The sequence below is a fragment of the Alkalihalobacillus sp. MEB130 genome, assembly GCF_032335535.1.
GTDB lineage: Bacteria > Bacillota > Bacilli > Bacillales > Bacillaceae_D > Halalkalibacter.
In genome coordinates, this window is record NZ_JAOANA010000020.1 from 31588 (window position 1) to 55354 (window position 23767).

27 protein-coding genes are annotated in these 23767 nt (G+C 36.0%); 6 read left to right on the forward strand and 21 right to left on the reverse strand.

Going from position 1 to position 23767, the window contains the following annotated elements; all coding sequences use genetic code 11:
* Positions 1-8: 8 nt before the first annotated feature.
* The 6 genes from N0O92_RS17980 to N0O92_RS18005 all read right to left on the reverse strand — a co-directional run bounded on the left by N0O92_RS17980 (position 9) and on the right by N0O92_RS18005 (position 5593).
* Positions 9-959: a transketolase family protein gene (locus N0O92_RS17980; RefSeq protein ID WP_315616050.1), complete on the reverse strand. Its 951-nt coding sequence runs from the start codon at positions 957-959 to the stop codon at positions 9-11.
* Positions 959-1792, reverse strand: coding sequence for a transketolase (locus N0O92_RS17985; RefSeq protein WP_315616051.1), 834 nt, complete (start codon positions 1790-1792; stop codon positions 959-961). Before N0O92_RS17985 ends, N0O92_RS17980 begins: the two co-directional genes overlap by 1 nt.
* A 283-nt stretch (positions 1793-2075) precedes the next feature.
* Positions 2076-2576 carry a thiol peroxidase gene (gene tpx / locus N0O92_RS17990; RefSeq protein ID WP_315616052.1) on the reverse strand — a complete coding sequence of 167 codons (501 nt, stop codon included), beginning with the start codon at positions 2574-2576 and terminating at the stop codon, positions 2076-2078.
* 182 nt (positions 2577-2758) lie between these two features.
* The gene (locus tag N0O92_RS17995; RefSeq protein ID WP_315616053.1) at positions 2759-4027 is read right to left on the reverse strand and encodes a TRAP transporter large permease; all 1269 of its coding nucleotides are present in this window, start codon (positions 4025-4027) and stop codon (positions 2759-2761) included.
* Complete coding sequence (locus N0O92_RS18000) at positions 4024-4542, reverse strand: TRAP transporter small permease (protein WP_315616054.1); 519 nt, start codon at positions 4540-4542, stop codon at positions 4024-4026. Before N0O92_RS18000 ends, N0O92_RS17995 begins: the two co-directional genes overlap by 4 nt.
* A gap of 31 nt (positions 4543-4573) precedes the next feature.
* A complete protein-coding gene (locus tag N0O92_RS18005; protein ID WP_315616055.1) occupies positions 4574-5593 on the reverse strand; it encodes a TRAP transporter substrate-binding protein in 1020 nt (339 codons plus the stop codon).
* Positions 5594-5885: 292 nt separating this feature from the next.
* Between N0O92_RS18005 and N0O92_RS18010 the strand changes: the two genes are divergently transcribed.
* Entirely contained in the window at positions 5886-6896 is a 1011-nt protein-coding gene (locus N0O92_RS18010; RefSeq protein WP_315616056.1) for a LacI family DNA-binding transcriptional regulator, read from the forward strand.
* 104 nt (positions 6897-7000) lie between these two features.
* On the opposite strand, the gene N0O92_RS18015 is transcribed toward N0O92_RS18010, so the two are convergent.
* Positions 7001-7468, reverse strand: coding sequence for a hypothetical protein (locus tag N0O92_RS18015; protein WP_315616057.1), 468 nt, complete (start codon positions 7466-7468; stop codon positions 7001-7003).
* A 178-nt stretch (positions 7469-7646) separates the two neighbouring features.
* Positions 7647-8069: a hypothetical protein gene (locus N0O92_RS18020; RefSeq protein ID WP_315616058.1), complete on the reverse strand. Its 423-nt coding sequence runs from the start codon at positions 8067-8069 to the stop codon at positions 7647-7649.
* Between the two features lie 188 nt (positions 8070-8257).
* On the opposite strand from N0O92_RS18020, the gene N0O92_RS18025 reads away from it, so the two are divergent.
* Entirely contained in the window at positions 8258-8839 is a 582-nt protein-coding gene (locus N0O92_RS18025) for a CBO0543 family protein (protein ID WP_315616059.1), read from the forward strand.
* A 755-nt stretch (positions 8840-9594) separates the two neighbouring features.
* Here the strand turns inward: N0O92_RS18025 and N0O92_RS18030 are convergent.
* Positions 9595-10071 carry a small multi-drug export protein gene (locus N0O92_RS18030; RefSeq protein ID WP_315616060.1) on the reverse strand — a complete coding sequence of 159 codons (477 nt, stop codon included), beginning with the start codon at positions 10069-10071 and terminating at the stop codon, positions 9595-9597.
* An 85-nt stretch (positions 10072-10156) separates the two neighbouring features.
* Here N0O92_RS18030 and N0O92_RS18035 point away from each other — a divergent pair, with 85 nt between their 5' ends.
* The gene (locus N0O92_RS18035) at positions 10157-10762 is read left to right on the forward strand and encodes a TetR/AcrR family transcriptional regulator (RefSeq protein WP_315616061.1); all 606 of its coding nucleotides are present in this window, start codon (positions 10157-10159) and stop codon (positions 10760-10762) included.
* 263 nt (positions 10763-11025) lie between these two features.
* Positions 11026-11949, forward strand: coding sequence for an aldo/keto reductase (locus N0O92_RS18040; protein ID WP_315616062.1), 924 nt, complete (start codon positions 11026-11028; stop codon positions 11947-11949).
* Between the two features lie 535 nt (positions 11950-12484).
* Here the strand turns inward: N0O92_RS18040 and N0O92_RS18045 are convergent.
* Positions 12485-13336, reverse strand: a complete 852-nt coding sequence (locus tag N0O92_RS18045; protein WP_315616063.1) for an NAD-dependent epimerase/dehydratase family protein — start codon at positions 13334-13336, stop codon at positions 12485-12487.
* 227 nt (positions 13337-13563) lie between these two features.
* Between N0O92_RS18045 and N0O92_RS18050 the strand changes: the two genes are divergently transcribed.
* The gene (locus N0O92_RS18050; protein ID WP_315616064.1) at positions 13564-14184 is read left to right on the forward strand and encodes an NAD(P)-dependent oxidoreductase; all 621 of its coding nucleotides are present in this window, start codon (positions 13564-13566) and stop codon (positions 14182-14184) included.
* Positions 14185-14375: 191 nt separating this feature from the next.
* On the opposite strand, the gene N0O92_RS18055 is transcribed toward N0O92_RS18050, so the two are convergent.
* The 6 genes from N0O92_RS18055 to N0O92_RS18080 form a co-directional block, all read right to left on the reverse strand.
* Complete coding sequence (locus tag N0O92_RS18055; RefSeq protein WP_315616065.1) at positions 14376-14762, reverse strand: retropepsin-like aspartic protease; 387 nt, start codon at positions 14760-14762, stop codon at positions 14376-14378.
* The gene (locus tag N0O92_RS18060; RefSeq protein WP_315616066.1) at positions 14762-15019 is read right to left on the reverse strand and encodes a hypothetical protein; all 258 of its coding nucleotides are present in this window, start codon (positions 15017-15019) and stop codon (positions 14762-14764) included. The genes N0O92_RS18055 and N0O92_RS18060 overlap by 1 nt, the downstream gene beginning before the upstream one ends.
* 94 nt (positions 15020-15113) lie before the next feature.
* Complete coding sequence (locus tag N0O92_RS18065) at positions 15114-15257, reverse strand: hypothetical protein (protein ID WP_315616067.1); 144 nt, start codon at positions 15255-15257, stop codon at positions 15114-15116.
* Positions 15258-15531: 274 nt separating this feature from the next.
* Entirely contained in the window at positions 15532-16239 is a 708-nt protein-coding gene (locus tag N0O92_RS18070; RefSeq protein WP_315616068.1) for an HAD family hydrolase, read from the reverse strand.
* Between the two features lie 99 nt (positions 16240-16338).
* Positions 16339-16749 carry a type II toxin-antitoxin system VapC family toxin gene (locus N0O92_RS18075; protein ID WP_315616069.1) on the reverse strand — a complete coding sequence of 137 codons (411 nt, stop codon included), beginning with the start codon at positions 16747-16749 and terminating at the stop codon, positions 16339-16341.
* Complete coding sequence (locus N0O92_RS18080) at positions 16742-17011, reverse strand: AbrB/MazE/SpoVT family DNA-binding domain-containing protein (protein ID WP_315616070.1); 270 nt, start codon at positions 17009-17011, stop codon at positions 16742-16744. The genes N0O92_RS18075 and N0O92_RS18080 overlap by 8 nt, the downstream gene beginning before the upstream one ends.
* A 340-nt stretch (positions 17012-17351) precedes the next feature.
* On the opposite strand from N0O92_RS18080, the gene N0O92_RS18085 reads away from it, so the two are divergent.
* Positions 17352-17471 carry a DUF4023 domain-containing protein gene (locus tag N0O92_RS18085; protein ID WP_084138602.1) on the forward strand — a complete coding sequence of 40 codons (120 nt, stop codon included), beginning with the start codon at positions 17352-17354 and terminating at the stop codon, positions 17469-17471.
* 260 nt (positions 17472-17731) lie between these two features.
* Here the strand turns inward: N0O92_RS18085 and N0O92_RS18090 are convergent, their stop codons facing one another.
* The 5 genes from N0O92_RS18090 to N0O92_RS18110 all read right to left on the reverse strand — a co-directional run bounded on the left by N0O92_RS18090 (position 17732) and on the right by N0O92_RS18110 (position 23450).
* Positions 17732-18007: a hypothetical protein gene (locus N0O92_RS18090; RefSeq protein ID WP_315616071.1), complete on the reverse strand. Its 276-nt coding sequence runs from the start codon at positions 18005-18007 to the stop codon at positions 17732-17734.
* A 122-nt stretch (positions 18008-18129) separates the two neighbouring features.
* Entirely contained in the window at positions 18130-19107 is a 978-nt protein-coding gene (locus N0O92_RS18095; protein ID WP_315616072.1) for an HNH endonuclease, read from the reverse strand.
* Between the two features lie 14 nt (positions 19108-19121).
* Positions 19122-19445 carry a pyrophosphohydrolase domain-containing protein gene (locus N0O92_RS18100; RefSeq protein ID WP_315616073.1) on the reverse strand — a complete coding sequence of 108 codons (324 nt, stop codon included), beginning with the start codon at positions 19443-19445 and terminating at the stop codon, positions 19122-19124.
* Between the two features lie 48 nt (positions 19446-19493).
* Positions 19494-20246 carry a nuclease-related domain-containing protein gene (locus N0O92_RS18105; RefSeq protein ID WP_315616097.1) on the reverse strand — a complete coding sequence of 251 codons (753 nt, stop codon included), beginning with the start codon at positions 20244-20246 and terminating at the stop codon, positions 19494-19496.
* Positions 20247-20297: 51 nt separating this feature from the next.
* On the reverse strand, positions 20298-23450 hold the full coding sequence (locus N0O92_RS18110) for a DEAD/DEAH box helicase (protein WP_315616074.1): 3153 nt from the start codon (positions 23448-23450) through the stop codon (positions 20298-20300).
* Positions 23451-23767: the final 317 nt, after the last annotated feature.

Below are 23767 nucleotides of genomic sequence, written 5' to 3' on the forward strand. Positions count from 1 at the left end.
TTTCTTTCTTATATAAGCAATTCGTTAGCCGTGTTAATGATGTTTTCAACCGTAATTCCATTAAGTTCTAATAACTTCTCGTATGGAGCTGATTCCCCGAACTGATCCTGAACACCGATTCTTCTTACCTTGCCCTTACCTTCTTCAGCAGCTACCTCACATACTGCACTTCCCAATCCATTTAAAATATTATGATCTTCAACTGTAATCAAACGTCCTACTTCCAAACATTCAAGAACAGCCTCTCGATCAATTGGTTTTATCGTATGCATATCTAATAGCTTGACAGAAACGCCTTCTTTTTCTAATAGCCTTGTAGCCTCCAATGCTAAATGGACCGTATCACCATTAGCAATAATGGCAAGATCTTTTCCTTCATTTAATTTCTTCGCTTTACCAATTGTAAATTCTTCATTTTCATCATAAATAACTGGAATATCCCCTCTGGTAAAACGTAGATATACAGGGCCGTAAATTTTCGCTGCTTGTTCTACTAATTTTCTAGTAGAGTAATAGTCAGAACCCATGATTACCGTCATATTCGGCATACTTCTATAAACACCCATATCTTCTATAGCTTGATGACTTCCACCATCATTTGCTGGAGTTAATCCGCCGTGGGAACAAGCAATTTTAACATTAAGCATTGGATAACAAGCTTCCTGTCTAATTTGTTCTGCCATTCTTAACGAACCAAATACAGCGTAAGTGCTTACAAAAGGGATTTTTCCAGTTGTTGCAAGACCAGCTGCGATACCAGCTGCATTTTGCTCAGCAATTCCGACATTAATATGTTGATCTGGTAACTCCTTTGCAAAATTAATAGTTTTGCAAGATTTTGCAATATCCGCATCTACAACATAAATATCCTTATTCTCTTTACCGAGTTTTAATATCTCATCACCAAAGGCTGCTCTTGTTGCTTTTTTTATATCTAGAGTTTTCTCCATGATACTCATTATTTTAACCCCCCTGCGATTTCTTCAAGTGCTTGTTGAAGTTCTTCATCATTTGGAGCAACCCCATGCCAGTCAACGACATCCTCCATGTATGAAACTCCTTTTCCTTTCACTGTATCTAGAACAATACATTTTGGTATACCGTTTTTCGAGTCTCTTATTTCATCTAATGTTTCTACAATCTGCTCCATAGAATGTCCATTAATCCGTTTTGTTTCAAAACCAAAAGCAGCAAACTTCTTTTCTAAATCTTGTAACGGCATTACCTCTTCACAAGTACCGTCAATCTGTAGTCGATTATAATCAACAAACACAACTAGATTATCAAGTTGGTATTTTACAGCCGTCTGAGCTGCTTCCCAAATTTGACCTTCTTGACACTCACCATCACCAAGCAATGCAAAAACACGATAATCTTTTTTATCTCTTTTTCCTGCTATCGCCATTCCAACACCACAAGAAAGTCCCTGTCCTAGTGACCCTGTTGAGATATCAATCCCTGGGCACTTCTTCATATCTGGATGCCCTTGAAAAGGTGAGCCGTACTCTCTTAACGTGTAAATCTTTTCATATGGGACATAACCAAGTAAGGCTAAGGCCGAATATTGAATGGGACAAACATGACCTTTTGAGAGAACAAATCGATCGCGATCTTCCCAAGTAGGATTCTTAGGATCAATATTCATCTCTTTAAAGTATAAAGCTGTCATAAGATCAGCCGCAGAGAGAGAACCTCCTGGATGTCCTGATTGTGCTTTGTGAATCATCGTTACAGCTGTTTTTCTCATTTCAATCGCTTTTTCTTTTAATTCTTCAATACTTGTATTTATCAATATCCTCACCCCAATTATGATTTTAAGTAAATATATTTTTGACTTGTTCACTTGTCTAACAAGTAACTTGTAACTTCAGTATACACACCCTAGGTTCACTTGTCTACTAAGTGTACAAAAATACCTGTAAATTTTTAGAGAAAAAATGATTTTATTATGTAACCTTCTAGTTCAGGTCCTATATAGAAAAATAACCTTTCCCAGGTTAATACCGAGGAAAGGCTACATTTTACTTTGCATTGTTTTCTAGAAATTAAGAAGACATGGTTCAAATTTATGATTATTATTGTGCAGCTTTAACAGCTTCAATTGCTGCTTCATAATTAGGGTGATTCGTTACTTCATTTACATACTCAACATATGTAACCTTGTCCTTTGAATCAATGACAAAAACTGCACGTGCTAATAAGCGTAATTCCTTAATATGAACTCCGTACGCTTCACCAAAAGAAAGATTACGATGGTCAGATAGAGTTTTCACATTTTCAAGTCCATTCGAACCACACCATCTTTTTTGTGCAAAAGGCAAATCAACACTAATCGTTAATACTTCAACATTCCCTAAATTAGAAGCCTCTTCGTTAAAACGACGAGCTTGAGCATCACAAACCCCTGTGTCGATAGAAGGGACTACAGAAATTAAACGAACCTTTCCTTCAGAGTTTTCAAGTGTTACCAGAGATAACTCGTTATCAAGGACGATGAAATCTGGTGCTGTGTCCCCAACTTTTACTTCATTTCCTACTAATGTAACCTTATCATGTAAAAATGTAATTGAAGCCATACAAAATTCCTCCTTTAAATTCTTCAAATAATTTGTCTACTTGTATACTAAGTAATCCGATAATTGAAAGTCTACTTCCCATTCTAGTTATTGTCAACATAAAAATGGAAAAGGCCTTTTCTCAAATTGACAACGAAAAAAGGCCACTACTAGCTTTTTTTAATCCATGCAAATGTATTAGCCTACAACAATAGCAATGTTAATTGCGGAATAATAGCTATTACCGTTAAGCCAACCAACATGATAAAGAAGAACGGCACAACACCTCTTACTAATGTAGGCATACTCAATCCTGATATCCCTGCCCCAACAAAAAGATTTACTCCAAGTGGCGGAGTGATAAAACCAATGGATAATGTCACGATCATAATAATGCCAAAATGAATCGGATCTAACCCTAGTTGAATGGCAACAGGAAAAAGGATTGGTGTAAAGATAATAACGGCTGCTGAAGTATCAATAAAGCATCCTATCATTAATAACATGATAATAATCAACAAAATAATGACAATTGAGTTCTGAGACAACGATAAGAAAGCTTCTGCAATTGCTTGTGGAATTTTTTCCATTGTTAATATCGTACCGAATGCATTTGCCGTTCCAATAATAATCAATATGGCTACTGAACTCATTGCTGCGTCTGCAATGATTCGTCGAAATTGAGTAATTTTAACCTCTTTATGCAAAAAAAGACTGACAAATGCTGCATAAACGACTCCAAAAACAGCTGCCTCTGTTGGAGTGAAAATACCACCATAAATACCCCCTAAAATAATGATGGGTACTAAAAGTGACCATTTTGCTTGATTTAAAACATGAAGCATTCTTTTAAAGCTGAAACTTTCACCTGAACCTGAATATCCTTTCTTTTTCGAATAGAAGTAACACCAAGAAATTAAAAAGATTCCAATTAATATCCCTGGGATAATACCACCCATAAATAAATCGCCAATTGATTGGTTACCTGATATACCATAGAGAACCATTGGTATACTTGGTGGGATAATGATCCCCATTGACCCTGCTGTAACAATGACGGCTGTAGCAAACTTTCTATCATATCCCTGTGCCACCATCGCTGGGATCATAATCCCTCCAACAGCTGCTACTGTTGCTGGACCTGATCCAGATATCGCCGAAAAGAACATACACGTAATAACTGCCGCTATCGCAAATCCCCCGGTAAAACGTCCAACGAACACATTCGCCAAATTAAATAAACGGTTTGAAATTCCGCCTTTCCCCATTATTTCGCCAGCAAGAACAAAAAAAGGAATGGCCATTAATGCAAAGTTATCCGTCGAAGTAACCAAGCCTTGAGCTAAAAATGTTATGGAGATATTTGGTGAATAAAGGGCCGCAATCAGTCCAGCTAAACCTAAAGAAATAGCAATTGGAATGGAAAGGATCATAAACAAAAAGAAACTTCCAAATAAGATAAAACTGGTCACGCGATTCCCTCCTTTATGTCAGATTGTTCCTCTGAGTTTGCTCGGTTCATTGTTTTTAGCTCTTTAACCTGCCAGATAAACTTTTGAACCAAACGGATCGCAGTTAGCACCATTCCAACAACTGGAGCTGCGTATACCCACCCCATAGGGATTTCTAATGCTGCAGATTCTCTAGTAACTCTTAAGACAATATCCAATCCAAAATAAGAGATGACCACAGCAAATATAAAAAACGCAATAGTCGCTATCATATCTATGATAAGTTTCCCCTTCTTTTCAAACATCATAGGAAAAGCATCCACACCAAGATGCTTCCCTTTCTTTACCCCATAGCTAACACCAATATAAATCATCCAAATAAATAAATATCTTGCAACTTCTTCAGACCATGTAAGAGAATCCCCTAACACATATCGCATAAAAACCTGTGTGAAAACGATTACCACTGTTAAAATGCTAAGCAAAATTAAGACGTATTCTTCTAAATATTCATCTAACCATTTGATTAGTTTCATATTTTTTCCCCCTTATAAGAGCTTCTCGCCTTTACTTATTTTTCTCCGACTCTAATTCAACCGCTTTCAATATATTATTTACTAGATCTTCACCAAATCTACTTTTGTAGGAATCATAAACAGGTATTGCTCTATCTCTAAATGCTTCTAAATCTGGTTCAACAATCTCCATCCCCGCAGCTTGTAGATCTGCAATCATACTCTCTTCGTTTTCTCTTAATAAATCTCTATGAAACTGTGCTGCTTCTTTAGCGCTAGTCTCGATTATTTCTTGTTCTTCAAAAGTAAGAGACTGCCAAAATTCTTCACTAATTGCTACAGGCAAGGAAAAATATTGATGGGTTGTCATATTGAGATATGTCTGAACCTCATTAAATTTACTGGCAAAAATATTAGCAACTGGATTTTCTTGAGCATCTACCGTTCCTTGTTGTAAGGCCATATACAATTCTCCAAAAGCCATAGGAGTAGGATTCGCACCTAAAGATCTAAAAGTGCTTACTGATAATGGAAACTCTGGAGTTCTTATTTTCAATCCTCTTAAATCTTCAGGACTTTCAATTGGCATATTAGAAGTAACATGACGAAAACCATTTTCAAAATAGGCAATAATTCTTAAGTTATTTTCTAAGAACGGTTCCGCTACGTCTTGTCCAATGTCACCATCTAAAACACTCCATGCTTCTTCATACGATTCGAAGAGATAAGGTAATTCAAAGACGCTTATTCTCTGGTCATACTGACTAAATGCACTGGATGCTACCATTTGAAGGTCATTAAAGGTGACGCTTTCAATCATTTCTGCTTCAGAGCCAAGTTGTTCATTAGGATACACCAATACACTCAATGTTCCTTCTGATTTTTCTTCTACAAGTTCTTTAAACTTCATTACCGCTAAATGTCTTTCATTTGATTCTGCTGCACCATGTCCAAACCTTATTAACTTTACTCCCTCAGACCCAACCATGTTACCAGTAGATATGAAAACAACTAATATACTAACTGCTAGACTAGCTGTTGCAAATATCATAATGTTTCGAATTGTTTTCATGGAATAAACCTCCTTAACCTTATTGAATTATCTTAGTTGCTCATTATGTACGTATCGTTATTTTATTTTACTTTTTAGTAATTAAGTTAATCGTTTTACCAACTCTTAAATGAATCATAATATGTAAGCGTTTCATGTGTCAATGAATATTTTTGTACGGCTCACTGAATAGACTGTATATTATAAAGATAAACCCTTGATAACAATGTTCTGGAAAATTAATTGCATCGAAAAAATATATACGATAAAATGTCGAAAGAGGCTTATTTTAGTAAAAGGTTTAACCCAAGGAGTGGTTTTTCTGAAAATAACAATGAAAGATATTGCTAAAGAAGCAAATGTATCAGTAGCTACTGTTTCCCATGTGATAAATGGAACAAAGCATATTACTGAAGAAAAACATAATAAAATCATGAAAATCATAAAGAAATATAATTATATTCCGAATTCAGCTGCTAAAAATCTTAGACAACAAACTACCAAAACAGCTGGGTTAGTAGTTTCAAGTTTTCCTGATACGTTTGTTACTGAAATGGTTTATGGAGTAGAAGAACGAGCTAGAGAAACGGGATACAACTTATTATTAATTAACACGAATGAAGACATTGAATATGAGGAAAAAACGATCAATCTTCTCCATTCACAAATGGTTGATGGGATTATTTTATCTCCGACGGCTAAAAATATTGAATATTTACATGAGTTTATGGATAAGAACTTTCCAATCGTACTCGTTAACCGTTACGATCCGAACATTCCTAACATCCCTAGAGTAACGGGAGATAACTTTCAAACTGGGTATGATGCAACTATGCATCTTTTAAAGCACGGACATAAAAAGATTGGCTTTATTTACTCGGTGCCCGATGTTACTACCACACTTGACCGAATTAATGGTTATAAAGCTGCATTAACCAAATATAATTTGCCTTTTAAAGAAAGCTATTTAGAAGTTGGCTATGCCACTGTAAATGGCGGAGCAAACGCAGTTCAATCTTTATTAACCAGAGAGAGTGATGTAACTGCACTTTTTATTCAAACTGACCTAATGACAATCGGTGCCATTCAAAAAATAAAGGAACTCTCATTAACGATACCAAAAGATATTGCCATTATTGGATTTGGAGACTTTGCTTCGTCTGAAATAATAGACCCTCCTGTTACAAACATTGTCTTACCTCCACATGTTATAGGTAGGACTGCTTTTGACGTACTTTTAAGCAAAATTAATAACCCTGACTATGTAAAACATATCGAACTTCCACCTACTTTACTAACTAGGAAATCATGTGGTTGTATTTAGTTCTGTATGTCTTGTACCCTATATATTCTCCCTTTCAAATAACAAAACAACACACTCAGTATTGTCTGAGTGTGTTGTTTTGTTAACTGTAATGATCAACACTCTTATTTCTTATCATACTTTTTCTCTAATAAATATTGCACTGCGTATAATATATACGCTTTGTAGTGTATATAGAAAAAGAATTGAACATAGTTTAATCGACGTAACCGAATAATTTTTATTTTTTTAAGAAAAGGCATAAAGAGAAATGCAAAAAATGCATTAGCAATAACATTAATTCCTACAAACTTTTTAAAATTTCCATATGAAAATTTAAGAATCCACATAGAAAGTGGCATGTAGGGCCCAATATCAAAAGGAAGTTCATCCCTTATAAATGATTTCGGTTTATCATAAAACTCCCAGAACTTTCGTTTGTGTCCATAAACATGATTGATCGTCTCGAATATACCTACGATCAGACTCGCAACAGAATATCTTTTGACACTCTGCTTGCCTATAAATAGTATCGATAACCAAGGGATCAATATGAGAAAAAAATTAAATAATACGTGCCTTCTTCGTGCCATAAGGCATTTCACCTCGTTTTGAATTATTAACCTTTTTTTAAGGTATCCAAATTGAGATAAAACAATCCACTTTATAGAGACTTTCCTACACTTCTTTCTTATTTTCAAGCGCTTCTTCAGCAAACTGATCCCCGACCTTGTTAATGAATGCCCCCGCTAGTCAAACATAGAATAAAACTTATTCACTGTACTCAATATCAGGTAACGCATGTATAAAATCTAGAAGTTCATTTACATCTGTTGTCCTTAACACAATTCCTTCATGATCTAAAATAATAAAGGTTGGATATTCATCCAAATCCAAAACCTCAACATATTCTTTAAATTTATCAGTGTCAGGACCTGGATATGAAACTAGGTGTAGCTTTCCTACTGGAACATCAAACGAAAAATAAAGTTCAAACTGTCTTCTAAGGTCTTTGTCGATTACTTCCTCTTCCCAATTTTCTTTGGGAAAAGCACTCCAAAAAGAGTATAAATGATATTGGTTTTCTTCATCAGGCTTCATTTGACCAATAACCCTAACTTCTTTTGCTTTATCGAGATTGGAACAGCCTATAAGCAAAGATATACATACAATAAATAATATAAAATATTTCAATTTAACCGTCTCCTATCTCGGTATATACTTCAAACGGTAAGATCATTCACTAACCCTTTTTTATGAAACTGCCGGTAACAGACAATATAAACTTTGTTAAGCTAATGCCCCCCTTAGTTGAAGAATAGAAAACGAAAAATTACTTATTATAATTTATATGAGTAATTGGACTTAGAGGGAGTGTTCCATTGGGATATTTAACACGATTCTATGCTTTATCAATAAACCCAAGTTGGGATGAACTAATTACGTTGCGTCAAAAGATAAGAGATATTCTCATTGATTATTGGATAACTGAAACTGTCTTTTCATTTAACTGGTGGTTTCTTTTGTCCTCTACAATTGCTTTTATCATAATATGGTTAATCATTTTAGATAAGAAAAGAATGATTGAAATTGCATTTTTCGGTCTTTTAGTTGGCTCAATTACATTTAATTTAGACACAATTGGGATCACGCTAGTTTTATGGTCTTATCCAGATAGAGTAATCCCTATCATACCGCCAATAATTGAAATTCACAAAGTTCATATACCGATCATTTATATGATTATTTACCAATATACTAAGACTTGGAAAAGTTATCTATATTCAGTAACAATTGCTTCTTTTGTTTTTTCTTTCGTGTTTGAACCACTGACTGTATGGTTAGGGATATACGAAATTTATCACTGGAAATACATATATTCCTTCCCTATTTATATTTTAATCGGTCTTATAATAAGGTGGATCGTAATCAAGACGAAACATATTGAAAGAAACTGTGTTTAAGCATTCTTGTTCATAAGGATGCTTTTGTTCTATTTTGCTTTATTATCGAAACGTGTCTCCACTGTTCGCTAACCAACAGAGCCATCCAGAAGAGAGCCTTTTAAATGCGAAGTAGGCTCTAATTCACCGTTTATGCAATGCCAGGCACTTTTCGATCATGCAAGCGGACACCAGATTCGCTATTTCCTCAAAAACTAGCATTTAAAAGGTTTGGCGGACACAGAATCCGCTATTTGCTAAAATTAGCTACCCTACCACCCTTTAAACACGAAATAGCGGAACCACAGTCCGCCAACATCGCAAAAACACTTTTTTTTCAAAAATAACGGAACGTGAGTCCGCTTGAGACGATGATACCCTGTTTTGTCCTTCATCAGCTTTATGAAAGACAATCTCCCTTTCATTTCTCACTGGTTTTGTCTTTCATCGCCTTTATGAAGAACACTTCCCTTTCATTTTTCACGAGCTTTGTCTTTCATCGCCTTAATGAAAGACACTTCCCTTTCATTTTTCACGAGTTTTGTCTTTCATCGCCTTTATGAAGAACACTTCCCTTTCATCTTTCACGAGTTTTGTCTTTCATCGCCTTTATGAAGGACACTTCCCTTTCATCTTTCACGAGCTTTGTCTTTCATCGCCTTAATGAAAGACACTTCCCCTTCTTGATTCACGGGTTTTGTCTTTCATCTCGTTTATGAGAACACCTCTACCTCCCCTCCACAGTTGTTCTCTTAAAATATTTACTTTATAATTCACTATAAATTTACTAATGTTATAACAAATCCTTCCGCCATGACCGATAATATCGCCATTGCTACGGCGAGTGCACTAACACCTAAATTCGTCCAAACAAAAATTTGGCTTCTTTTGGCGCCGAGGGTGGTCATTGAAAAAGCACCAATCTGGCTACTAAACAAAATCGAGGAGAAAAAACATACCCCCGTTGCTCCAAAACGATCGAAAGTTCTTTTGATTCGAGCGTTCATTTTGATCGGTTTTTTATCCTTCTTGTGAAGCTTATAATAGATAATACTAACCAATTTATTAATTTCCGTTCCAAATAGGATAAAAAGAAGAACACTCATTGCATTCCCGAATATAGCCACGATCACTACCGCAATCGGTGGAAAGTCGAACACAATGATCGCCAATGGAACCGTCAGAAATGTTTCAAGAAAAGGGATCATGCTAACAAAAAAGATAAACACATACTGGAGAAAAACATTGTCCATAGAAGTACCTACCTTTCTTTTAATAAGTCAATTGACTTAAAAAGATTGTAATACAACTGACTTAAAAAATCAAGGGAGTTCAATTATGCCTAAAATAGTCGATCATGCTGAAAGAAAAGAACAAATTGTAGAAGCGACATTTCGCATCATTCATTATTATGGTTTCGAAAAAACAACCTTACGAGAAATTGCCAAAGAAGCAGAATTATCGCTAGGCTCGGTTCAACACTTTTTCCCAAAACAAAAAGACATCTATTTATACGCAATGGACGTGATGTACCAAAGGTTTGGAGAGAGAATGCAGAAGGTCGTACAGGTAGATAATGGGGTTTTTGAAAACGCCGTTCGCACAGTAAAACAACTTGTTCAAGTTAATACAGAAGAAGAAAGAATTGAAAATGATATATGGGTCAAGTTCTCCATTATGGCAACTATGAACCCAGAATACCAAGAGCAGCATAAAGGATTTCGAAACGTACACCTTAATTTTGCAAAAGATTTAATAAGGACGCTTCATAATAATGGCTACATGAAGACTTCCACCAATATGGAGGAGAGCGCCAATTCCTTAATGATCTTTATCCACGGCTTAGTATTTGAATCCGTTATATACGCACATCTATACAACGATCAAGTCGTCGAAAAAGAAATAAGAGACTATTTACATAAGATTTGTAACGAGAATCAGTAATAGTAGTTGTCACAACTGGGATACACGGGCGGTTCTGCTCTTTCGCTTACCATAAAGAGATCCGCCCTCCCTAGCTTCCCACCCAGCTGAGTAAACCTCTCTACTTCAAAATTCAATTCAAACATCCCCCCTCAGCATATTATTCTAAAAAATGCCTGGCTTCTAGTACTCTGAACTACACATGGAAAAACAGACACCGACTAATAATATTGATATAATTGAATTAGTTTTAGCCCATTCATTTTTTAAAGGAGACGAGATTGATGAGAACAATAAAGCTTGGAACTAGTGATTTAGAAGTACCTGTTCTTGCAGTAGGGTGTATGCGGATTAACTCACTCGATAAAAAAGAGGCAGAAAGCTTTGTACAGACAGCATTAGAACACGGTGCAAACTTTTTTGATCACGCTGATATTTACGGCAAAGGTGAATGTGAGGAAATCTTTGCTGACGCTGTTGGCATGAATGATGATGTCCGTGAAAAGTTGATTCTCCAATCTAAATGCGGGATTCGACCAGATCTAGGCACGTTTGATTTTTCCAAGGAACATATTTTAAACTCCGTTGACAACATCCTAAAGCGTTTGAAAACAGATTATTTGGATGTATTCCTTCTTCATCGCCCTGACGCACTCATGGAGCCTGAAGAGGTCGCAGAAGCCTTCGATAGTCTCAAAAGTTCAGGAAAAGTCAAACATTTCGGAGTGTCCAATCAAAATCCGATGCAGATGGAGCTTTTAAAGAAATACATAAACCAACCGATCGTTGCGAACCAGCTTCAATTAAGTATTACAAACTCAACCATGATTTCGAGTGGGATTAATGTCAATATGGAAAATGAAGCTGCTGTTAATCGCGATGGCAGTGTACTTGATTACTGCAGGTTAAACGATATTACCATCCAACCTTGGTCCCCTTTCCAGTATGGCTTTTTTGAAGGGGTATTCCTTGGAAACGAGAAGTTCCCGGAATTGAACAAAAAAATAGATGAAATCGCTGCAAAATATGACGTATCAAATACAACGATTGCGATCGCATGGCTACTACGTCACCCTGCGAACATGCAGCCGATAATCGGAACAATGAATGAAGGCCGATTAGTAGACTGCATCAAAGCTAGCGAGGTTCACCTCACCCGCGAAGAATGGTATAGCATTTATCGTTCTGCAGGTAACGTACTACCTTAATTTATGAAGCATGGGGACGGGTCTTCCATATGGTTTATTACAGGGTCCCGTCCCCTCCCTTCCCCTTTCACGTCTCCTCTGTCCTTCATCAGCTTTATGAAAGACACTTCTCCTTTGCCCTGAAACACCTATTTCCTGTTTTTTTACTGAATTTTTTTTGAACTATTACTTAAACTAAAACAGAATAATATCTCATTTAGATAGGACTGATACATTTGTTTAATCAAAATATTGCAAGAGGACTTTTGCTCAGCACGATATTGTCGACTATCTTAAGTTTAATCGGTATCTCTCTAACAATATTTCATCATTCTAAAGTTAAAAAGCTAATACTCAAACAATCCCAGTTAAGATAGTTCGTTAATAACCACTTTTGTGGTTATTTTTATTAATAATTTACTGCACAGTTAAAGTCTAGTATCTAATATCACGCCCCTGTTATTTAGCGAAAACATTTACATTACATATTCATATCACCATTTGCTAACCAAAAAGGGCTGCTTATCGCACCCCCATTAGATATATATTAACTGCTTTATAACAGATTTATATAATTTCTCCATTTATGAATAGGCTTCCAATTCAAGAGCTTTTTAGCCATTTCATTACTTAATAAAGGGTCAAAGCCTGTTAACTCTTTTCTAAAGTCTTTTACATCAGGAAAGCATATTTCCATTAATTGCTTGCTCTCTATATCCATACTTGTTTCATCCGCCCCAATATTCAGGGCAACAGAACCAAGTCCCTCTGCTTCAACAGCTAATCGATAAGCAGTCGCTGCATCTCGTGTATCAATATAACTCCACAAAATCGTTTTTCGCTGTTCGGGATCATGGATGAATCCAGGAAAATTCTTATACATTTCAGGAGAGATGACATTTCCCAATCTGAAGGATACGACCTGCATCCCTGTTCTGCGGTGGATCATATCAGCGGTTTGCTCATTTACAATCTTAGATAAACCATAGCTTTCTTCTGGTAATTGTGGGTGATCCTCATCTATTGGTACATATTGAGGTTTTAAATTTTGCTTTGAAAAACATATACCATATGAAGATTCACTTGATGAAAGTACCGCTTTTTTAATTCCTAAATTCCCTGCAGCTTCTAAAATGTTATAAGTGGACATGACATTGTTTTGAAATGTTACTTCGTTAGGATGTGAATATGCTACTGGAATAGCTGCAAGATGGACAACCGCATCAGCACCTGCTAGTACCCCATATACTTCACCTAGATTCGTTAAGTCTGTAATGACGGTCCTGCAAAGGGCTTCTTTTGGATGCTTAATATCTGCATTAATGACTTCATAACCATGTTCTAAAAATTCTTTTATTACTGCCGAACCAAGTAAACCACTTCCACCTGTTATTACTACCTTTTTCATTTTCCACCCTCCAAATTCTAACTAATCATGACAAGACTCTCTCTGTTCCTAAATAGTGAGAATCAAACTTTCACTTTGTTCATTAGGTAAACTAAGTATATGTTAATATTTTTTAATTTTCAAGAAATGATTATTTGTTTTGGTTATTGAATTAAAGCATAGTTGAATAAGACAATCCTATAGCTTATATAGTAAACTATGAGTATTTGCAAAAGGAGGCTCATTCTTTGAATATTTTACTATTAGGTGCAACTGGACGAGTTGGAAGTCATATCGTGACTCACGCCCTCAACGACAGCCATCATGTTACTGTATTAGTTCGTACTCCAGAGAAGATTCAAATAAAAAAGGACAATTTAACCATTATTCAAGGGAATGTACTACATAAAGATGATATCGTACATGCCATGCATGGTTGTGATGTGGTGATTAGCGCACTAAATACGGATGGCACAACCACTCTATCAGAAAGTATGGCACACATTATAGAAGCAATGGAAACTGAAGGGACAAAACGAATAATCACGGTAGGAACTGCAGGGATTCTACAAAGTAGAACGACACCCAATTCTCTGCGTTATCAATCAAGTGAATCAAAACGCAAATCAACCCGTGCAGCAGAAGAACATCATAAAGTTTACGATATGCTCAAACAATCAACCCTCGACTGGACGATTGTCTGTCCGACCTACTTGCCGGATGGAGAAAAGATAGGCCAATATCGTATTGAACGAGATTTTTTGCCGGAGGATGGAGTTAAAATATCTGTGCCGGATACAGCTGAATTTACATATAAACAGATTAAAACAGGTGATTATATAAAATCACGTGTAGGTATCGCCTATTAATCATATTCTTATGTAAAAGAAAGACGATTACGTGGAGCATAGCTTTATGAAAGACACTTCCCCCGTATATCTAATCGAGTTTGTCTTTCATCCGCCTTAAAAAGTAATTTCTTTTTTAAAGATAAGCCCCCGTTTGTTTAATAAGCTGAATTAAAAAGGCAAGTATAATAATCCACCTAATATACTTGCCTTTAGCTATTTGAGTGTAATGTTAATTCGTCTATATTTATAACAGCTTTCAATTGTTGTAACAAGTCCAATCCAATGATACCATCCAAATCAAAACCATAATTCATTGCACCAATTTCTAAAGTGAAATCTGCAGTTTGCATATCTCCAATTTTTACTGAATCAACCGCTTTCGAATATACAAACTCTGATCCTCCAACACCACTAATGCGATATATCATATCATTTTCTTCTGCTACAATCCCTATTGACTCTGCTAAGTCTGTTGATACAACTGTACTCCCTGAACCAGTATCAACTAGAACACGTTGTAAATAAAGCAATTGTCCGTTAAATGTTAGTTCCATATCCGTAAGTAATAAACCATCTTCAATCATTAGTTTTTTCACTACCGCCTAACACCTACCCATTTTTTCTCAATGATATTAGGCTCCTTACGGCTAGTGTGAAGAACATATAATTCACGTCTAGGATCTTCTCGATGAATTTCTTGATATGCTTTCATTGCATCAGGAGAATTAGAAAACTTTTTCAAGGGAGCAATCTCATCTAAAATACGCTCACTCTTCTCATTTGTATGTGCTTGAACAGCTTCTATTAAAACCCATTGTTTCGGAAACGCTTGACACACATCTTCCCACTTCATTTGAGCCACCTCCAGAATATTTACTTATATTGTATCATGATAAAGTAAAGACGTAATAACACAAATGAAAGGTCCTCTCCCGTACTGGACATAGTTAAATTTCAATCTGACTCTCCAACCCATTCATCTGCACTTCAACATCCTTAAACCGATATCTCTTAACACTGCTCGCTTCATCTAATTGTTCCGAATCGAGATCAAACGTAATCGGTCTGATACCCGCCGCAGCACCCGCCAAATTGGCAGCTCGTCCTTTGATTTCATAAACAACTCTGGCAGTTCCTTCGCTTCCTTTAAATGAGTCAGCGTCGTCAGCGCATACCCTTCGATTCCATAATGAACAGGATCGTTGTACCGTGCAGCAAAGACCCCTTTATAAATAACTGTTCTTGTAAAACTAATGCTTCCGTATTGGTTAAAAACCCTCTCACTGCTATTCATTAACCTAATGAAGTTTCTTATGAAACCTAAATAGGAACCAGGATAACAATCCTAATTCCTACCATAACACCCTACGCCCTTTTCACAAATAACTCTAATAACTCTTTGGCACTGTGCACTTCTTTATCTGGTTTATAGGCAGCATTAGCCGGTAAATCTTTCTTACGATGATTCATCCAGATCGCTTGCCAACCTGCTTGTTTTGCTCCGATAATATCCTTTTCAAAATTATCCCCGATATACACGGTTTTGGTTTGATCAAGGTCCATTTTCTGTTCAATAAAATCAAATACTTCTCTTTTCGGTTTTGCATGACCAATCGTTCCAGAAATAAACGTCATTTCTTCCGGAATCCAACGACTAAGATTGAGCTGTTGAATTTTCATGGCTTGATGCTTTTCTTCACCATTTGTAAGAATCCCAAGCTGCTTCCCTTCTTTGTAAAGGACATTTAGTAGCTCTTCGACTTCCGGAAACAAGGTAATATTTTTTTGTTCGGTCACATACGTGTCATGAAAAATAGTCGCTTTTTCCGTATCGATAGGGATGTTGAAATCCTTACAAGCAGCCATGATTCGTCCGGTTTGCCATTCAAATTGGGTTATTTCACCTGCTTCACTTTGATCAAATAAAATCTCGCTATACTTGCGACTAGCTTTATATAATTGATCAATTTCTTTGTCCGAAAACGGCTCTTGAAAAAGCTTCCTCACCGTTTTATGAAAAGATTGTGCTTGATCATATAGTGTATCATCGACGTCAAAAATGATTGTATCCATTCTGATAGCCCTCCTTATATCATGATGATATCACTTAATTTATTAACTAGAGAAACCAAAGTTAGTGGTTTCACAATTTGCTACTGTCGTACCGGTCAACTACAACAATTCTTCTGGAATATAGTATTCGCATTCTAACTTTTTAAAATCTTTTTTATCCCAAGTTAAAACAGGAAGTTTGCTGTTAGATTTGCTCGATAGTAGGGCATCAGCAAAATCAACATTTTTATCCGAATACTTTTTAAGTGCAATGATTACATCATCTTCCTCTACTTCAACATTCTCAGATTCAATTACATCTAATAGATATTCAGTTATTTTTGATTTATCCAATTTATAGAAAGACTTTAACAACCAACAACATTCAGCGATTACAACTGTAGGGATTACTAAAGTTATTTCACTTTTTTCAACCTTCTCTACAAGCTTCATTATAGTATTAAATTTAATGGGATCATCTTTAACTAGCAATCGTATCAGAACATTTGTATCGATTAAAAATTTATTCATGTTCCAATTCCTCAGATAGAATTTGTTTAGACGCTTCCCCGTGAACAACTTCTCTCATCTTTGCAATGTTAATTTCCTCGTTAGAATTAATTCTACCAATTGCTTGACTTAATTTTTTTTTCTTAACTGGTTCTATTCTCACTTCATCGTTTTCTATAAAAAATTTAAATTGATCACCCTCACTTAAACCTAACTTGTCTCTAAGTTCCTTTGGTATTGTTATTTGTCCTTTACTCGTCATCTTCCCACTAACTAATTCCATCAACTTCACCTCTTACTTAATTCAATAGTATTACTACAATTATAAGTATTACTGATATAGTTTGCAAACTTAATACTATCCGTCTACTCCGCAACAAAAAATAACAATACCTATCACCATCCACATTTTTCAGAAGGCTTATTACTTACTCAGGCTCAACTTCCTTCGTCCCCTGTCACTAACAAAGCCAATTTGACCTAGTAAGATAATAAAATTAATCTTCCGGAATATGGGAATGGCTAAGTGTTGCAAACACTCCACATACTGTGAATCAATACATGTTTCCCCTTCAAACGGGAACCCTACTAAAGTAAATAACAATAAGGAAGGACGATGCATGATGGACGATACAAAACAATTTATCGACAAACTACACGACAAGCAACAAAAGGATGAACAAAACAGACAGCGTCAAGGAAAAGGGCATCCAGAAAAGAAATTACCGAATAAACAACATTAAGTTTTAAGAAGCAAAAAAGGATTTGTCTAGGACAAATCCTTTTTTGCATACTTCCTCCAACAAATCAAACACTATTTTCCAATGAGTTCACTTCGCCTAATATTTATAAAAAAATGTAGTTACTGTTTTGGTCACAAATAACGGAACGTGTCCAACTGAGCCAGAAAGGTCCGCCAAGGTACCTTTCCCCCTGACTCAATGTACACAAAAAGAAGTCACCACGTACTTATTAACGGTGACTTTGTTTAAAATACCGATTATTAACGATGAAAAACTGAAGCTTCGCTTACACTATTTGATGATAAAGTTGCAACGTGTTTATAAAGAATACCTTCAGCTAGTTCCTCGGGTGAAAGTGTAGCCCCATACGGCATTTTCATAATTGAATCAAAATGCTTTCTATAGTCATTAAATAGCATTTCTGCAAATTCCTTCGAATCAGTTACCTCACATAATTCATTATCTAAGACTAATTCCTCTAAACTTTCTTTTACCAACTTAATCGTCTTTAGTCGAGCTTCTCTAGAACTCATCATTAATCTCACCACCTTATTTTAAATTATATACCATGATTCTAATTATTCAAACACTGGCTTTAAATATTTAAGAGCGTTCCTAATTAATTCAAGTTCTTCAAAAACCCTTACCCTTAGCTTCACTAAGGACTCCAAATCACATCATACCCATTCTTAATCGAGTAATCATAAAGCATAATAATCTTCTTATCCTTATAGTTCGTCATCAAGTTCCTATCTTCAATTCGATTTTCTAACTCATGATTCCGATTAATAAGAAACTCCAGATAAGTCCTTTCCGGCAACTTGTCACTCTTTGAAGTGTTACACGTGTTGCATGATAATACGAGGTTCCATACATGATCAGATTGTACAAACGACCACGGAATAAAATGATCGACATGCGTCTCTCTCTTTTTCCCAGTCAGTGTTCTATTACAATAAAAACAAGTCGCTTCAAAGTGACTCATTAATAGCTTTTCAAAAGGTCGTAAAGACGTTCGTCTTGCGATGCTCTCGACCTTACCTAGTAAATAATTGATACTAGGTACTTCATTTAATTCTTCAATCATTGCTGCCATGTGGTAGTTCGTTAGGTTCACAATGAGCCTTTGATAGTTCAACATAAAGCGGTGGACAGTCGGATTCACCTTGAAGTATTCTCTCTTATGATCAAAAGCATAAAAACTCCCCCTCGTATCACCATACAGAGCACCGAAGACATTTTCCTTCATGGTCGTTTTTACTTTTCTCATAAGACTCAATTGTAACCTGGCATCGATTTTATCAAAGCTAAATTCAGAGGGGATCGCATGGTTTATTTGCGCCTCTTTAATAATCGTAACAACTCTAGCATTCTTCCCTCGATTTTGCTTATCTAAGTTATGATGAACAATTAAGTTCCAATAAATTTTTGTAAACGAGTAAGCCAACTGATCATACGTTAGCTCAAAATGATCATTAATCTGATATAAATTTTCAATCAAAGATTTGATTAGTGCATACTTGTATGTAGATGATTTGACAGATTTGCTAGATAATACAATCGTAAAGATTCTCCAGATCTCTTCATCTGTTAAATATGTTTCTTGCAACTCCCCCACTTTTAACTTATGACTCATCTCATCCCCTACCTTTAATCCTCAACATCCATCAGTAAAATTCGCTCTTTAAACCCGCCACGTTCATTTTGCTTACGTTCCCTGACTCGTTCAATCTCATGTGGGTCCACTCCATCCAAACTAGCAAGTGCATACATCACTTCTAACAAATCAGCCATTTCCTCAACTCGATCTTCGACAAACTTTGCTTGCAAAAGCTCGTCCATTTCCTCTCGTAGCTTCATCCGTAATTCTTTTTGATATGAGGCTGAATCTAATACATTGGTTCGGAATGACTTCCCACTTTTTTCGATAATTTCCGGAATTCGATCTCGGACTAGCTTGTTGTAAGTAGGCATTTTTTCCACCCTTTCGCTATAAGCAGCACTATTTCATAGCAATTATTTTCAAGCCCCTGACTTTTTCCTATTCTTAATTTGATCAATATGTACTTTCTTAATGATATCATCCACTTTTGTATATTTGTTTAATCGCACGTAGATTTGGTCTACTTGGGAAGGGGTTAATATTTTACTTGAACTCTTTATATCGATATTAATCGTTTTAGCTAACTCATTTCTCTTCAACACTTTGACCTCTGGTGAGTGAATTTGAACTTTCTTCAAGGTGCATCTCTCACTAAAGATAATATAGGATTTGTATAAATCATTTTCTGTTAGTTCTAATTTTTGCTTTAAAGCATTGATATGGCCTTTGTTCTGCCATATAGGGTTAAAAAATTGATTTTTATGCTTATTTGGAAACGTTTGTGTCCAATTTTTGTACCGTTCGTCTCCAAATATCCAGCCACTATAATTCTTAGACTCAAACACATATAAGCCTGTCTCTGTGATAAGAAGAAGGTCAATCTCCGTTATTTTCCCATCTTTATTAGGAATATAGAGGTTAGTCATTAACCTTTTATGAATACTAATGTTCTTCAGGAGCGAAAAAGTTAAATATTCTCCATAGTTCCCTTTATCAAACAGTGTAGCAAAAAATCCGTTACCGCTCGCCTCTTCATATTTTGAATCTCGAAACTTTTTATAAGGAACAAAAATAATTAGCCCAACAACTATAATAAAATATATGAATCCCATTATACTCCCCTTAACTTTCTCATTTTTATTGAGGCTGAATAAGAAAGATCGTACTTCCATATCCAACCTCATCCCCCATACCTTAATACGCCATAAACTGATCGGCAGAACTTACAATATATTCTTATTCGCCCTCGGCACCAAATAAGGCGGCATTTCCTCGTGTAATCTCCAGACAAAGCTCACCGGTTTACTTCCCGAATGCTTCACATAGTCAACCAACCCTAAGAAGATAAAGGATGAAGTAAGACCATGTTCTTTCTTATTTTCTCGTACAAATAGCGCTAGTTTATGGTCATTCTTTCTATGCGTAATATAACGCTTCGCCGTGTTGCTCCCTTCTGCTACAGTCGATTGGGACTGCCAATGAAAGAGTGTTTCATTGATCGCATAATCATCATATAGAGTAGAAGGTGAAAAATCCTTTTCTGATTTATTTAATGTTGTAAAGAATACGTCTAACCCTTTTTCCTGAAAGTGCTTGACCCCTTCTCGGAAAGTTGGACTAGCTTTTTCGCTAAAATAACCTAGACCAGCCAATACCTGTGCCCTTGAATATTTACTATGAACCGTTAACGGACATGGAAATTCAAATTCATTTTCTATTTCCATAGTCTCCAATGATCTATAGTTAAAATCCAAGATCTCTAGTAATTCCCACTTGAGTTCTTCGACGGCAAGAACTCTTTCTAGTCCATCTTCTAGTGATAAAAACCCTTCTTTTTCAGGATGGTGCTGGTAAAAAGAATAATAAAACATGGCTAACATGAGCTTCTCTTCTTCCGTTTCAACCACTCGCTCTTGTATATAACGAATAAGAAAATCAAGAAATCTCTTCGAATTTATATGAAAAAAGTTTGGCAAACGGCTAGTGATAAGCGCTTCATGCTTACTATAGAAATCACCCGCTGCTTCAGCAAGTACTTTATAACGAGCAAAGCTCCGATCTTTTCCTCTTCCATAAAAATCGTACAAGGACAGGTGATAATGGTGTAAAAAATTAGCCAAGGTCAGCTCTTTTCCTGTATCTTGCTGAAAATGCTTCATTTTCGCAAGAAGATTAACTTTCGTGTTAGCGCTGCTTCTAATGTTTCGTAAAATATACTCTTTCGCTTGTTTTTCAAGTTGTATAAAACAGCCCTTCGGCAAATTAAAAAATCCATTTTCAACATAATGCTGAACCGAATGCTTCGTTCTTCCTATAAGAGTCTTGAACTTCTCTTCAAAATTATAGTTTTTATGTGCTTGTCCAACGAAGTCCAGAACTGTTAAGCAATCCTTTCCTTCTGACAAACGTAATCCCCTCCCCAGTTGTTGAAGGAACACGGTTAAACTTTCCGTCGGTCGTAAAAATAGCACGGTGTTAACCTCTGGTATATCAATCCCTTCGTTGTAAAGATCGACGACGAAAATAAACTTGATTTCCCCTTTAACTAGCTTATGTTGCGCCTCATATCGATCATCCTTATTCACATCACTATAAAGACAAATCGAAGGAATGTTACTCTTATTAAAGTAATTGGCCATATACTGCGCATGCTCAATAGACACACAAAACCCGAGCCCTTTTACATCATCAAGAGACGTAACATACTTATGAATGCTCTTAATAATCTGATTGCTACGCAGATCACTCGTTGTGTACACATTCTCTAATTCTTTAATGTCGTAACCTCTCCGGCTCCATTTTAACTTTGAGAGATCGACAGTATCACTTACACAAAAATATTGAAAAGGAGAAAGCAACTTTTGATTCACCGCTTCTGTTAGTCTCATTTCAGCCGCAATGACATTATCGAAATAGGTTAATATATCCTTTCCATCCATCCGCTCAGGGGTTGCCGTTAAACCAAGAAGAATCTTTGGCTTGTAATGCTGAATCAAACGTTGATAAGATTCTGACGTTGCATGATGAAACTCATCCACAATGATAAAATCATAAAAATCCTGAGACGTTGTCTCATAGAGCTTTTTACTATTAAAACTCTGAATGCTAATAAATAAATGATCGAGTGAAGCTGGCTGATGATTGCCAACAAGCATATCTCCAAAGTTGGCATCCTTTAAAATAGCTCGAAAGGTATCCCGACTTTGCTTTAAAATTTCTTCCCGATGAGCCACAAACAACAACCGAGCTTGTCTGTTGTTTTCCTCGTAAAATTGCTTGAAATCAAACGCCGAGATAACGGTTTTCCCCACTCCCGTTGCGGCCACTACTAAATTTTTAAAACGACCAAACACATTACGCTCTACCTGAAGCTTCTCTAGGATTTCCTTTTGATAATGAAACGGCCTAATATCAAATGCAAAATGAAAATCATTTGTCTCCTTCTGCTTGCTTTTCGATAAAGCACTTTGCAATCGCTCTTTATGTTCTTGATCATCGTATTGAAACAATTGAAACTCCTTGTCATTCCAATAGCTTTCAAATGTCGCTTCAAATTTTCTAATAACATCAAATGAATCCTTTTCTGTCACCTTTAAATTCCATTCCAACCCTGACGTCAAAGCTGGATTGGATAAATTTGAAGAACCAATATACGCCGTTGTAAAGCCCGTTTTTCTTTGAAAAAAGTAGGCTTTTGCATGAAGTCTTGTACGTTCAACATCATAGGAAACTTTTATCTCCGTATTCGGCAACTGACTTAACTCTTCTATCGCCTTATAATCCGTTGCCTCCATATAGGAAGTCGTAATCACTCGGAGCTTTCCACCTTTTTCTGTGAATGTTCGTAACTCTTCTATGATGCATCGTAAACCGCTCCATTTTATAAAAGAAACGAGCATATCGATGCGATCTGATGTAACAATCTCCTTTTGTAATTCACTAAGCATATTGGGCTCATAGTTAGAACCGGTGAATAACGAACTTTGCGCAATCGGCGTAACGGGCCGATTGATGTCTTCTTTTCTAATACTTTTTACCGAGTTAAGACGGGAATACACAGATGTTAACACTTGTCCTTCTTCTTCAATTTGTAAGCATTTAAATTCCTCATCATCTAACTTCTCACTTAATAAGGCAATAACCTCATTACACAACTGAATTTGACCAAGTAATGCTTCTTTTTCATCTTTCTTATTCTCCCTTAGAAACGCTAACGCTCGTCTTGTTATATGAGAGATATAATTGGAAAGGAGCTTCCTAGCTTCCTCTACGTCTAGCTTTTCTTTTCGAAGGTCATATTTATCAAGATCTAGCTCTAAGAGTTCAGAGCTTAATTTTTGGGTAATGATTTCTTCGTAAATGCCTTGCTTTAGCATTTATAACACCTCAATCATGTTGTTCTTTAGTCCATCATACAGGAAAACGTTCAGGAATTGTTAGATTATGTAATAAAGTAAAGAGTTTAGGCACATGAAAAAAGCAGCCCAAAAGAGCTACTTTTATTATTAAATAGTTATTTTATAGATGATACTGAGGATTTCCCTTTGTATACCAGTGATAGCTAGTTCCTACTCCTCCAGAATGTTTTTGACGAAATTATTTCATGACAACTACATATCGGTCAAGGATTAATACAGCTTCCCCATTCTGAGGAAGAGTGCCTTCACCTAATAGTTCTAACTATACCCATACC